The sequence below is a fragment of the Kribbella antibiotica genome (assembly GCF_004349055.1).
GTDB lineage: Bacteria > Actinomycetota > Actinomycetes > Propionibacteriales > Kribbellaceae > Kribbella > Kribbella antibiotica.
The window spans coordinates 1-11,553 of the sequence record NZ_SMKX01000223.1; the positions used below are offsets into that span (position 1 = coordinate 1).

Annotated in this window: 14 protein-coding genes and 1 pseudogene; 9 read left to right on the top strand and 6 right to left on the bottom strand. The window is 68.2% G+C overall.

The window, feature by feature from the left end:
* A partial coding sequence (locus E1263_RS39860; protein ID WP_238162001.1) for an LLM class flavin-dependent oxidoreductase occupies window positions 1-1,043 on the top strand: 1,043 nt, incomplete at its 5' end.
* 111 nt (window positions 1,044-1,154) lie between these two features.
* Here E1263_RS39860 and E1263_RS39865 read toward each other — a convergent pair.
* Window positions 1,155-1,673, bottom strand: a complete 519-nt coding sequence (locus tag E1263_RS39865; RefSeq protein ID WP_132177227.1) for an Lrp/AsnC family transcriptional regulator — start codon at window positions 1,671-1,673, stop codon at window positions 1,155-1,157.
* Between the two features lie 144 nt (window positions 1,674-1,817).
* On the opposite strand from E1263_RS39865, the gene E1263_RS39870 reads away from it, so the two are divergent.
* Window positions 1,818-2,987 carry a trans-sulfuration enzyme family protein gene (locus E1263_RS39870; protein ID WP_132177229.1) on the top strand — a complete coding sequence of 390 codons (1,170 nt, stop codon included), beginning with the start codon at window positions 1,818-1,820 and terminating at the stop codon, window positions 2,985-2,987.
* Here the strand turns inward: E1263_RS39870 and E1263_RS39875 are convergent.
* The gene (locus E1263_RS39875; protein WP_132177231.1) at window positions 2,959-3,531 is read right to left on the bottom strand and encodes a ClpP family protease; all 573 of its coding nucleotides are present in this window, start codon (window positions 3,529-3,531) and stop codon (window positions 2,959-2,961) included. The two genes, E1263_RS39870 and E1263_RS39875, sit on opposite strands and share 29 nt — an antisense overlap.
* A 126-nt stretch (window positions 3,532-3,657) precedes the next feature.
* On the opposite strand from E1263_RS39875, the gene E1263_RS39880 reads away from it, so the two are divergent.
* The 4 genes from E1263_RS39880 to E1263_RS39895 are packed head-to-tail and all read left to right on the top strand — an operon-like array spanning window position 3,658 to window position 6,179.
* Entirely contained in the window at window positions 3,658-4,005 is a 348-nt protein-coding gene (locus tag E1263_RS39880) for a helix-turn-helix domain-containing protein (protein WP_132177233.1), read from the top strand.
* Entirely contained in the window at window positions 4,002-4,985 is a 984-nt protein-coding gene (locus tag E1263_RS39885; RefSeq protein WP_238162003.1) for a pyridoxal-phosphate dependent enzyme, read from the top strand. Before E1263_RS39880 ends, E1263_RS39885 begins: the two co-directional genes overlap by 4 nt.
* Window positions 4,986-5,025: 40 nt before the next feature.
* A complete protein-coding gene (locus E1263_RS39890; protein ID WP_132177235.1) occupies window positions 5,026-5,784 on the top strand; it encodes a phosphotransferase family protein in 759 nt (252 codons plus the stop codon).
* A complete protein-coding gene (locus E1263_RS39895; RefSeq protein ID WP_132177237.1) occupies window positions 5,781-6,179 on the top strand; it encodes a GNAT family N-acetyltransferase in 399 nt (132 codons plus the stop codon). The genes E1263_RS39890 and E1263_RS39895 overlap by 4 nt, the downstream gene beginning before the upstream one ends.
* Here the strand turns inward: E1263_RS39895 and E1263_RS39900 are convergent.
* Window positions 6,148-7,035, bottom strand: coding sequence for a hypothetical protein (locus E1263_RS39900; RefSeq protein ID WP_165956919.1), 888 nt, complete (start codon window positions 7,033-7,035; stop codon window positions 6,148-6,150). The genes E1263_RS39895 and E1263_RS39900 overlap by 32 nt on opposite strands.
* Before the next feature lie 256 nt (window positions 7,036-7,291).
* Here E1263_RS39900 and E1263_RS39905 point away from each other — a divergent pair, with 256 nt between their 5' ends.
* Complete coding sequence (locus tag E1263_RS39905; protein ID WP_420323409.1) at window positions 7,292-8,503, top strand: MFS transporter; 1,212 nt, start codon at window positions 7,292-7,294, stop codon at window positions 8,501-8,503.
* Here the strand turns inward: E1263_RS39905 and E1263_RS39910 are convergent.
* A pseudogene (locus E1263_RS39910) lies at window positions 8,503-9,246 on the bottom strand (TetR/AcrR family transcriptional regulator); the annotation flags it as partial. The gene E1263_RS39905 and the pseudogene E1263_RS39910 overlap by 1 nt on opposite strands.
* Between E1263_RS39910 and E1263_RS39915 the strand changes: the two are divergent.
* Window positions 9,182-10,087, top strand: a complete 906-nt coding sequence (locus E1263_RS39915) for an SDR family oxidoreductase (protein ID WP_132177239.1) — start codon at window positions 9,182-9,184, stop codon at window positions 10,085-10,087. The pseudogene E1263_RS39910 and the gene E1263_RS39915 overlap by 65 nt on opposite strands.
* On the opposite strand, the gene E1263_RS39920 is transcribed toward E1263_RS39915, so the two are convergent.
* A complete protein-coding gene (locus tag E1263_RS39920) occupies window positions 10,078-10,521 on the bottom strand; it encodes a MarR family winged helix-turn-helix transcriptional regulator (RefSeq protein WP_132177241.1) in 444 nt (147 codons plus the stop codon). The two genes, E1263_RS39915 and E1263_RS39920, sit on opposite strands and share 10 nt — an antisense overlap.
* A 31-nt stretch (window positions 10,522-10,552) precedes the next feature.
* Between E1263_RS39920 and E1263_RS39925 the strand changes: the two genes are divergently transcribed.
* A complete protein-coding gene (locus E1263_RS39925; RefSeq protein ID WP_165956920.1) occupies window positions 10,553-10,966 on the top strand; it encodes an ester cyclase in 414 nt (137 codons plus the stop codon).
* Here E1263_RS39925 and E1263_RS39930 read toward each other — a convergent pair.
* Window positions 10,963-11,553 (bottom strand): MBL fold metallo-hydrolase (locus E1263_RS39930; protein WP_132177245.1); only part of this gene is annotated, 591 nt, incomplete at its 5' end. The two genes, E1263_RS39925 and E1263_RS39930, sit on opposite strands and share 4 nt — an antisense overlap.

The window sequence follows — 11,553 nt, forward strand, 5'->3', positions numbered from 1 at the left end:
GGGGTGGTTGGTTGGGGAGTGGTGTGACCAGCGAAGCTATGCCCCTGTCCGTGCTCGACTTGTCGCCGGTGCCTTCGGGGACCAAGCCTTCGCAGGCGTTGCACGAGACGCTCGAACTGGCGCGAGTGGCCGAGGCGGCCGGGTATCACCGGTACTGGCTGGCTGAGCACCACAACATCGCGAGTGTCGCGAGCTCGAGTCCTGAGGTGATGATCGCGGCGGTCGCCGGGGTCACGTCGACCATCCGGGTCGGAGCCGGCGGCATCATGCTGCCGAACCACTCCCCGCTGAAGGTTGCCGAGACGTTCCGTGTGCTGGCCGGGCTCTACCCGGACCGCATCGACCTCGGCCTCGGTCGCGCGCCTGGCACCGACCAGCGCACCGCGCTCGCGCTCCGCCGCAGCCGCGAGGCGCTCGGCGCCGACGACTTCACCGAGCAGTACGCCGAACTCCGCGCGTACGCCGAGGGCTTTCCGGCCGGTCACCCCTTCGAGCCCATCAAGGCGGAACCGTCCGACGTACCGTTGCCGCCGGTCTACATCCTCGGCTCCAGCACGTACGGCGGCCAGGCGGCTGCCGCGCTCGGTACCGGATTCGCCTATGCCGGTCACTTCGGCACACTCGACCCGGCCGGCGTGATTGCGACGTACAAGTCGAACTACAAGCTCTTCCAGCACGAGGCCCCGCCGTACGCGATCCTCGCGCTGGCCGCGATCGTCGCCGAAACCGAAGAGCGCGCTCACCAACTCGCCGAGGCGAACGCACTCTCGATGCTCCGCCTCCGTTCCGGCCGCCCGGGCCCGCTGCCCTCACCCGAAGAGGCCGCGGCCTACCGGTGGAGCGAAGGTGAACGCGCCGCTGTCGAGGAGTGGGCCGGCCTCGTCACCGTCGGCACCCCCGACCAGGTAGCCGCCGAACTCCTCCGCCGCGCCAACTCCGCCGACGCCGACGAGGTCATCGTCACCACCCACATCCACGACCCCGCCGAACGCCAACACTCCCTCCAGCTCCTAGCCCAGTCCTGGGGCCTAAAACCCCGCTAACCCGAACCCCATTTGATGGGCTGACCCACCCCAATGCGGGTGGGCCCACCGCATGCGGTTAGCCCACCCACAAGCCGGTGGGCTGACCCACCAAATCGCGGCGCGGCGGCGTCAGACGGGGGCGGCGGGGGTGGCTCGGACGTGTTCGAAGATGAGGCTGGTTTCCGCGTGGGCTACCGCCGGGTCGGCCGTCAGGTGGTCGAGGACGAATTCGCGGAGGGCGTCGGGGGACGCCGCCGATACGTGCAGCAGGTAGTCGTTGGCGCCGCTGACGTGGAAGAGCGACAGTACGCCGGGTAGTGCGGGGACCTTGGCGCGGAATCGGTCGATCTCGTCGCGCGAGTGCGTACTGATCCGGATCGCGATCAGCGCTTGCAGCGGTTGACCCAGCGCGCCCAGATCCACATCCGCGTGGAAACCGCGGATCACGCCGCGTTCGCGCAGCGAGCGCACGCGGGTCAAGCAGGTCGACGGAGCGATGCCGGTCGCCTCGGCGAGGGCGTTGTTCGGCATCCGTCCGTCGACGGTGAGTAACCGGACCAGCTCGCGATCCACCTCGTCCAGGCCGCCCGGAGTTGTGCCCGGAACCGCCCGAGGGGCCGGTCCGGGGCTCCGGCGATCCTTCGGCATGGACCCACTGTAGGGGTCAGTTACAGAATCCACAGCGTGTGGACATCCCTGTGGACGAATTTTCTTCGGAACTATTGCGCCTCAGCCGCACAAGATTTCATCCTCAATCCCACCAAGACCTGTGGATAACTTTGGGGAGGCGCCATGACGCAGCTCGATACCCGCTCGGTGCACGCCGGCCGCGACGACCTGACCGCCCTCGGCGTCCACGTCCCACCGATCGACCTGTCGACCACTTATCCGCTCCCGACCGTCGACACCGGCGGCGCGTCGTACGACGCTCTGGCCCAAGGCAAAGGTCCGGACGGCGGAAGCCTCGTCTACCAGCGCTTGTGGAACCCGACCGTGGCCCGCTTCGAGACCGCGCTCGCGGAGCTCGAACACACCGACGGCGCGGTCGCTTTCGGCTCCGGCATGGCCGCGCTCACCGCCTGCCTGCTCGCCACGGTCGCCGCCGGCCGCCCGCACGTGATCGCCGTCCGCCCGATCTACGGCGGCAGCGACCACCTGCTATCCACAGGCCTCCTGGGGACAACTGTCAGCTGGGCGCGCCCGACCGAAATCGCCGAAGCGATCCGCCCCGACACGGGCCTGGTCATCCTCGAGACTCCCGCGAACCCGACGGTCGAGCTCGTCGACATCGCCGCAGCGGTGCGGCAAGCGGGCGACGTACCGGTGTTGGTGGACAGCACTTTCGCGACTCCGGTGCTGCAGCAACCGGCTCGGCACGGGGCGAGCCTGGTGTTGCACTCCGCAACGAAGTACCTGGGTGGTCATGGCGACGTCATGGGCGGCGTGGTCGCAGCCAACCAGGACTGGGTCAGCCGGCTTCGGCAGATCCGTGCAGTGACAGGTGGCCTGCTGCACCCGTTGGCGGCGTACGAACTGCACAGGGGACTGCAGACGCTGCCGGTGCGAGTGCGGGCGCAGCAGGCCACCGCTGCCAAGGTGGCGGACTGGCTTTGCGCCCAGCCGGCCGTGGAGCAGGTCTACTACCCCGGACTCAATGACCCGCTCGAGCTGATCGGCCGCCAGCAGTCCGGGCCGGGGGCCGTCGTAGCCTTCACCGTCGAAGGCGGCTTCGCAGCGGCCGCACAGGTCGCCGCAGCCCTCCGCCTCATCACCCACGCGGTTTCACTGGGCGGGGTGGACACGCTGATCCAGCACCCCGCCGCGCTCACCCACCGCTTGGTCGACCCGTCCGCCAAGCCATCTGACGCGCTCCTGCGCCTCTCACTCGGTCTAGAGGACCCGGAAGACCTCACCGCTGACCTGCTCCAAGCGTTCACACAGGTACGGCGACAGGACGCGTAAGCACCTCATCCACGATCCCGTACTCCCGGGCAGCCTCCGCAGTGAACCACCGGTCGCGATCGAAGTCCGCGACGATCCGCTCCAGCGGCTGTCCGGTCCGCTCGGCGATCAGCTGAGCCAGGTCCTGCCGGGCCAGGATCGCCTGCTCGGCCTGCACCTTGATATCGCTCGCCGTACCGCCCATGCCGCCGGACGGCTGGTGCATCATGATCCGCGCATGCGGCAGCGCGAACCGCTTGCCCGGCGTACCGCAGGCCAGCAGCACCTGCCCCATCGAGGCACACAGACCCATCCCGTACGTCGCCACGTCGTTGCTGATGAAGTTCATCGTGTCGAAGATCGCCAGCCCGGCCGATACGGATCCGCCGGGGGAGTTGATGTAGAGCGAGATGTCCGCCCGCGGGTCCTCGGCGTTCAGCAGCAGGAGCTGGGCGCACAGGGCATTGGCGTTCGCGTCCTTGACCTCGTCGCCCAGGACGAGGATGCGCTGCCACATGAGGCGTTCGTAGACGTTGCGGTCGAGGTTGTTCAGTAGCTCACTCATGGTGTCCACAGTGCAGCCGGACCACCCGATCAGGCCCGAGAATCTGCCCGTGGCAGATCTGCCCACCGCGAAGCCCTCGTGGATGGCACACTCGGTACAGGACATCGGAGCCGAGGAGGGCCACACGTGTTGCTACGCGAGGTGATCGGGAGCGTCTTCCGTCGGTTGCGGAACGAGCGGGGCATCACCCTGCGCGAACTGGCCGAGCGGGCGCAGGTGTCGGTGCCCTACCTGTCCGAGATCGAGCGTGGCCGCAAGGAGCCGTCCTCGGAGATCCTGGCCGCGATCTGCCGCGCACTCGAGCTTGAGCTGGTCGACCTGCTGAACGAGGTCCAGTTCGACCTGGCCACCGCGGTCCGCGCCACCGTGCCCCTCCGGCTCCAGACCACCTCTATCCGGGTGCAGCAGTCCGCGCCGCGTGCGGTCGGCTCGTCCCCGACAGCTCAGTACGGTGTCTACGCGCTGGTTGCGTGACCTGGTACCAGAACGCCTCGGCGCGGGAGTGGCGGACGACGCCTGCCCCGACTGAGGTGCTCGCGTTCCACCAGAGCCTCCCGGCGTACCGGCCGACCCCGCTGACACCTGTCCCTGGGCTGGCCGCTGAGCTGGGCGTTGGGCAGGTGCTGGTCAAGGACGAGTCGCAGCGGCTCGGCCTGCCGGCGTTCAAGGCGCTTGGCGCGTGGTGGGCGATCCACCGCGCCTTGCGCGAGCGGCCGGGGTCGCCTGAGTTGGTGACCGCGACCGACGGGAACCACGGTCGGGCGGTCGCGCGCCGAGCCTCGATGCTGGGGTTGTCGGCTCATGTGTTCGTGCCGGACATGGTGAGTGACGCAGCGATCGCGGCCATCCGCACCGAGGGCGCGACGGTGAGCGTCGTACCGGGCTCGTACGACGCAGCGGTGGCCGAGGCGGCCGCTTATGCAGGCGATGAACGCCTGCTGATCCAGGACTCGGCGTGGCCCGGGTATGAGGTGATTCCGCAGCTGATCGTGGACGGGTACTCGACGCTGTTCCGCGAGATCGCCGTGCAGCCGGATCTGGTCGTCGTACCGATGGGGGTTGGATCGGTCGCCCAGGCAGCGGTCACGCACTTCCGGAGTGAGGCGGCCGCGCCGATGATGCTCGGTGTCGAGCCGTCGGCCGCAGCGTGTGTGACCACCAGCCTGCTGTCAGGCGAGCTGGTGAGTGTCCCGACCTCAAAGACCGTCATGGCCGGCCTCAACTGCGGCACCCCGTCGACGCTGGCCTGGCCAGTACTGCGCGCCGGTCTGGATCATGCGATCACCGTCGAGGACGACGATGCGTTGCAGGCGTCGACCGACCTGGGGGCTGCGGGTATTTCGTCGGGCCCGAGCGGCGCGGCGACCTTGGCCGGGCTGCGAGCAGCTCGCTCCCGACTCGATCTGGGGCCAGACAGCACTGTCGTCCTGATCAGCACCGAAGCCGCCCACTAATTCAGGGGCGGCCTGTAGCCGTCACGCCTAGGGTCGGAGCATGGCGAACTACATCAAGCGACGCGCGCCCGAGGTAGCCGGCTCGCTTGCGGCCGAGCTGCAGATGGCCGCCTCCGAGGTGCGCTTCTACCGCGAGATCGCGCCTGAGATCGGCGTCCGGGTGCCGGAGTGCTACCGCGCCGAGCTCACCGACGAAGGCTCGCTGCTGGAGCTCGAGGACCTCTCGGCCTGGCGACCAGGAGCCGAGCCCGCGGCAGCGGCCAGCCTGCTGCGATCGATGCATGATCAGTGGACCGGCCGTGCCCACGTGCGCTGGCCGTGGCTGCGAGGGATCAGCGCCGGCGACGAACTGGTCGCCCGCCTGTACGACGGCGCCTGGCCCAAGCTGGCCGCTCGGTCGGACATGTCCGCGCCGGTGCGGGAATTCGGCGCGCGACTGGTCGGCAAGGTGCGGCAGGTGGAAGCGCAGCTACTCAACGCCGGACCGCTCACTCTCGCGCATGGAGACGCATCCGGACCCAACCTCCGCACGGCGCCCGACGGCGAGATCGCCTTGCTGGACTGGGAAGACGTGTCCGCCGCACCTGGAGTCATGGACCTAACCTGGCACCTGGTCTCGTCGGTAGAACCCGCGCGGTGGTCCGAGGCGTTGGATGCGTATGGGCCGAGTGACGGACTGTTGGAGACACTCCCATCGTCCATGGTGCAGGGGTATCTGAGCATGTCCGACTGGCCAGAAGGATCGGCTGAGGCTGTCGGGTTCGACGCGCGGCTCGCGGCCGCGGTGGCGATGCTGTGAGTGTTGAGTTTGTGGTCCGGTTTCCGGTGGACGACCAGGTGCTCTCGGCGTTGCATGCGGCGGCGTTCGACGGACCGCCGGAGGTGACGCCATGGGCAGAACGCTTGGAGCGTCGGGCTTTGAGCTGGATTGGTGCCTTTAGCAACGATGTTCTGGTTGGATTCGTACAGCTGTGCTGGGACGGTGGCGCGCATGCATTCGTCCTCGATACTGCGGTGCATCCCGAGTTCGGGCGGCAGGGGATCGGTCAGCGCTTGGTGGCCGCCGCGGCCGAGGAGGCTAGAAAGGCTGGTTGCGAGTGGCTGCACGTGGACTTCGAGCCGCACCTGACCGCGTTCTACCTCGAAGCCTGCGGCTTCCGGCCTACTGACGCTGGGCTGCTGAAACTGCGGTGAGGCGCTCGGTCGAGATGCACGAGGTGAGGCAACGTTCCTTCGCATCACCGAGCAGGTCCGCCGTCCAGCTCGTGAAACCCCCGTCGCCCATCTCCGCGTCGCGCGTGCCGACACTGAGCGCCGTACCGGTGTAGTAGGTGGCGCTCTTCGTGCGCTCGCTGTCCTCGCGGAGGGGTGCGCGCACGGCCGGGCGGACGGTGTCCTCGATGCGCTCGGTCAGTGCGGACGGGGTGAACGTCGTGAACGTCAGGTCGGCGGCAGCACCGAGGACATCCGCCCAAAAGTTGAAGTGGTCGATGAGCAGCTCAGCCTCGGTTCGCCCCGAGCCCGTATCCCGAGCGCTCGACACCAGCACGAACAGCTGGAAGTGCGCCGACATCCCCGGCCCGTCGAACGGCTGCGCCCGAACCACCCGCTGGCACGCAGCCAAATCAACCCGCGCCTGCCCAGCACGTCGCCGTACGGCGGCCTCGATCGCCAGCTCGTTGGTCGGGTCGCTGGCGACCTCGGTACCCCGGATCGTGCTCAGTACCTGGTGCTGGTTGATCGTGCCCACCGCCGAACAGGTTCCCAATGGCGTCACCGGCGACAACTCCACGCCCGCGAACCGCTCCGGCAGCAGCTCCCACAACCGCGCTTGGGTCCGCACCAACTCCCGCGGATCTGCGGCCGACGGCCGCACAAACCGATCCTCCTGCCAGCGCTGCATCAACCGCGCCGGCGTCACCTTCGCCGCCCGCTCCCGACTCACATCCAGCAGCACCGACTGCAACTCCGAAGCACTCAACCCGGAGGTCAACGCCTCCCGTGCCCCCGCCGGCACCTTCCCCCACACCCGCTCACTGACCTCCGCCATCACCCCACCATGCCGCAAGCCCGCCGCCGACCGCTCGCCATTTACCCCGCTAGGCGGACCGCCACCACTGTCTAACCTCGCCGGCCCCCACCCGCCCACGCTCAGCCCGACCCCGCGAAGCCGCTTCGCGGCGACTTAGTCAGTGGTGGGAGTCCGCTTCGCGAATGTGAATGCGCAACCAAGGCTCCGGCGGTACCTTCGGTTCATGAGATTCCCGAGCTCGCACCTTTGACGTAGGTCTCAACGCGCCGACCGGTTGCCGACCGGGCTCTCCGCCCGGATCGTGGCCTTCGAGGCGCTGCACGACTTCATCCCGCTGTATCCGCTGTACCAGTTGATGTTCACCGACCACGGATTGTCGGCTGCGCAGATCTCCACGCTGTTCGTGATCTGGTGTGCGGTCGGTCTGGTCGTAGAGGTGCCCTCAGGTGCTTGGGCGGACACGTACTCCCGCCGCAAACTCCTCATCAGCGGCGCCCTGCTGAGCGCTGCCGGCTACGCGACCTGGATCGTCCTCCCGACGTTCGCAGGCTTTGCGCTCGGGTTCGTCTTGTGGGGCGTCTCCTCGGCGCTCATCTCAGGCACCTACGAAGCCTTCGTGTACGACGAACTGGCCGCCCGCTCGCTGACCTCGCGCTACGCGACCCTCCTTGGTCGGGCCCGCTCCGCATCGTTCGTGCTCAACCTCGCCGCGACCGCCCTGGCCGCCCCGCTTTTCGCGGCAGGTGGCTACGCGCTGGCCGCTGCCGTCAGCATCCTCAGCAACCTCGCGCAGGCGCTCGTCGGGCGGTCGCTCCCCAAGGTCCCGCCGAGAGCCACCGCCGCACCCGACGCCGCGATGCCCACCCGGCGCGGACCCTTTGCGGCATACCTCGCCATGCTGCGGTCCGGCCTCAGCGAGGTTCTCACCCTTCGGTCCGTACGACGCGCCGTCCTCATCGCCGCGTTGGTCGGCGGCTTTCTATCCTTCGACGAGTACTTCCCGTTGCTGGCCAGGGAATTCGGCGTCCCGACCACGCTCGTGCCCCTGTTGATCGCAGGCACAGTTGCTGCCCAAGCGATCGGCGGTGCGCTGGCAGGGCCGGCGTACAAGTTGCCGGTAGCAATCATCGCAACTGTCCTCGGTCTGACCGCGGTGCTGATCGCCGGTGGGGCGCTGAGCCAGTCGGTCTGGGGATTCCTGCCGATCGCGCTTGGCTACGGCCTGATGCAACTGGCGATCGTGGTCGCCGACGCGCGGTTGCAGGACACGATCACCGGCCCGGCGCGGGCGACCGTCACTTCGGTGTCGGGGCTCTTCAGTGGGGTGTTCGCGATCGCGGTTTACGCCGGGTTCGCGCTCGGGTCGCTCTGGTTCTCGATGGCGACCCTGGTGGCCGCGCTCACCGTGCCTGTGTTGCTGACAGCGCTCGCGATGCCGGCGGTCAAGATCTCCAACGCAGACTCGAAGCCGCTGTCGAAGTCGTAGGCGAGCCCATCCGCACCCAACTCCGACACGACCCGCACCAAGGTCGGCGCCTTCCCTGCCGGCAGCGACGCCACCCGAGTCAGCAGGTCCGGGGCGAGATCGAACGTCTCGGCCCGGACCGCGACCTCGCCCAGCAGGAATCCGTGGATGAAGTCGACGAGCGTGTTCACCGCCTCGACGATCTTCCGCGCCGGCAGTCCACCCCGATCGAGCGCCCGATAAAACGGCTCCACCGTCACCACGACGACCGCCGACACCGCCGCAGTATCGGACAGGATCTGCAACGCGAGATTCGGATGCGCCCGCAGCGCGTTCCGATACGCGCGCGCAGCCTCCTTCACCTGTTCCTGCCAGCCCACCGCATCCCCAGGATCCGGAAACTCCAGCCCAGCGAAGACCAGCTCCGCCAACCCAGCCAGTACGGCGGCCTTGTTCGGCAGGTGGTGATAGAGCGACATCGGGTTCACGCCGAGCGTCGCGGCCAGCCGGCGCATGGTCAGGGCGTCGATGCCCTCGTCGTCGACGATCCGCAGCGCGGCGGTCAGGATCGCCTCCCGGCTCAGTCGTTCCTGGCCCACCCGAGGGCGCCCACCGGACCGCTTGCCAGCATTAACCATACGTCGTATGGTACATAACCATACAGTGTATGGCGGCGTCGTTTGGAAGAAGGAGTCGAGGATGAAGCCGTTGGCGGGGAAAGTGGCATTGGTGACCGGAGGCAGTCGCGCGGCCGGCCGGGGCATCGCGGTCCAGCTCGGCGCGGCCGGCGCGACCGTCTATGTGACCGGCCGGACCACTCGCACCAGCCGCTCGGAGATGAACCGGCCCGAGACGATCGAGGACACCGCCGAGCTGATCGACCAGGCCGGCGGCCACGGCATCGCCGTACCGGTTGATCATCTTGAACCCGCACAGGTGAAGGACCTGATCGACCGGATCGAGCGTGAGCAGGGTGCCCTGCACATCCTGGTCAACGACATCTGGGGACAGTTCGGCGAGCCTGAGTGGGACAAGACCGTTTGGGAGAGCGACCTCGAGGCCGGGCTGCGCCTGCTCCGGCTCGGTGTGGACACCCACGCGATCACCAGCCACTACGCGCTGCCGCTGCTGATCAAGTCACCCGGCGGCCTGGTGATCGAGATGACCGACGGGACGAACGACTACAACGCCGACCGCTACCGCGTCTCGTTCTTCTACGACGTAGCGAAAGGCGCGGTCAGCCGGATGGCGTTCGCTCTCGCCCACGAACTCGACAAGCACGAGGCAACCGCCGTACTGCTCACGCCCGGCTGGCTGCGCTCCGAGGCGATGCTCGAAGGCTTTGGCGTCACCGAGGAGAACTGGCGCGAGGCCACCGTCCCCGGCTTCGAGATCTCCGAAAGCCCCTCGTACGTCGGCCGCGCGGTGGCCGCGCTTGCCGCGGATCCCGATGTACGGCGCTGGAACGGCAAGTCGACCTCAAGCGGCGAGCTCGCCAAGATCTACGGCTTCACCGACCTCGACGGCAGCCAGCCGGACGCCTGGGGTTATCTGGTCGACGGCGAGAAGTCCGACGAGCCGCTCGACGTCGCGGCCTACCGCTGAATTCGCTCTGCCAGGTGGGCCAGGACCCGGTTGACCGTGGCAACATCCTTGGCCGGGAGCTCACCGAACAGCTCGTCGGCCAGCCGCGCGGTCTCGGTGTCCATCCGGTTGGCCGCCGCCGTCCCCTTCCGGGTTGGCCGGACCATGATGGCGCGCCGGTCCTCGTCGTGGGCGGTCCGGGTGACGAACCCGGTCCGCTCCAGTGCGTCGACCAGCGTGGTCACATTGCGCGGCGTCACCAGGAGTAGATCCGCCAACTGTCGCTGAGTCATCGGCCCGTGCCGCACCACGTTCCACAGTGCGGTCGCCCGGGCGCGCGTCAGACCGCGGGCGGTGAGGCCGCGCGTCATGTCTTCCGTCATCAGGATCGACACGGCGAACAACCGGTCGAGTGCCTGCCGGCCAACTGATGTATCAGGCTCATTGTGTATCATGTTCACTAAATCGTAGCGAACGGAGATGCCGATGACAACGACCACCGCAGCCAACGTCCAGCTGCTCCGCGACCTGTACGAGCTGGTGACGGGTGGCGAGATCGACCGCGCCGCCGAGCACCTCACCGACGACTTCGTTGCCAACCAGCCCGGCCGTCCCGCGCCCACGATCGGCCGGGCGCCCTGGAAGGAAGGCACGCAGTCCATGCTGGCGGCCTTCCCGGACCTCCAGGCCACCATCGAAGAGATCTTCGGCCACGACAATCGGGTCGTGGTCCGGCTGCGCTTCGAGGGCACCCACCAAGGTCCGTTGATGAGCATCCCGCCGACCCAGCGCAAGGTCACCTTCAGCAGCCTTGAGCTCTACCGCGTCGAGGACGGCAAGGTCGCCGAGGAGTGGGTGGCCCCGGACATGCTGGGCCTGATGCATCAACTCACCGGCTAAAGCCGCCACGGCGGGCAAACCGTCTCGCCGCTCGTCGGAGTGGTCAACGCCCGCGCCTCGGCATCGAACGCCGGGTGCGGATGGGAGGCCGCGATCGGTACGCCGGTCGCGGCCGCCAGCGCCAACATCTCGCGCCGCGACGTCACCGCCTGCGCCGGATCCCGCTCGTACACATAAGTCAGCTCCGGCCAGCGCGCCTGCGCCGGATGCACCAGCACATCCCCACCCAGCAACGCCCGCTCAGTCAACACCGACTGATGCCCAGGCGTATGCCCCGGCGTCGGCACCAACCGCGTCCCCCGAAACCCGACGTCCCCCTCCACAACCCGCAACTGGCCGGCCCGCTCAATCGGCCGAATCATCCGCTCGTACGTAGCGCCACCCCGCACATGCGCCAACTCGTCCGCCTGCACGACGTACTCGGCGTTCGGGAACCGCGGCAACTCGCCCTCCGCACTCCACCCGACATGATCTAGGTGCACATGCGTCAACACCACCGCATCCACCTCCGCAACCCTCACTCCCGCCAGCTCCAGCAACCCAGGCAACCGACCAGCCACCCCCAACCACTCAGCCGCCTCACCCCC

Bases quoted from the DNA above. Each gene is read 5' to 3' on its own strand.
- E1263_RS39900 (WP_165956919.1), bottom strand. From the start codon at position 7,035: ATGGCGGAGGTCAGTGAGCGGGTGTGGGGGAAGGTGCCGGCGGGGGCA.
- E1263_RS39920 (WP_132177241.1), bottom strand. From the start codon at position 10,521: ATGATACACAATGAGCCTGATACATCAGTTGGCCGGCAGGCACTCGAC.
- E1263_RS39865 (WP_132177227.1), bottom strand. From the start codon at position 1,673: ATGCCGAAGGATCGCCGGAGCCCCGGACCGGCCCCTCGGGCGGTTCCG.
- E1263_RS39870 (WP_132177229.1), top strand. From the start codon at position 1,818: ATGACGCAGCTCGATACCCGCTCGGTGCACGCCGGCCGCGACGACCTG.
- E1263_RS39875 (WP_132177231.1), bottom strand. From the start codon at position 3,531: ATGAGTGAGCTACTGAACAACCTCGACCGCAACGTCTACGAACGCCTC.
- E1263_RS39925 (WP_165956920.1), top strand. From the start codon at position 10,553: ATGACAACGACCACCGCAGCCAACGTCCAGCTGCTCCGCGACCTGTAC.
- E1263_RS39890 (WP_132177235.1), top strand. From the start codon at position 5,026: ATGGCGAACTACATCAAGCGACGCGCGCCCGAGGTAGCCGGCTCGCTT.
- E1263_RS39915 (WP_132177239.1), top strand. From the start codon at position 9,182: ATGAAGCCGTTGGCGGGGAAAGTGGCATTGGTGACCGGAGGCAGTCGC.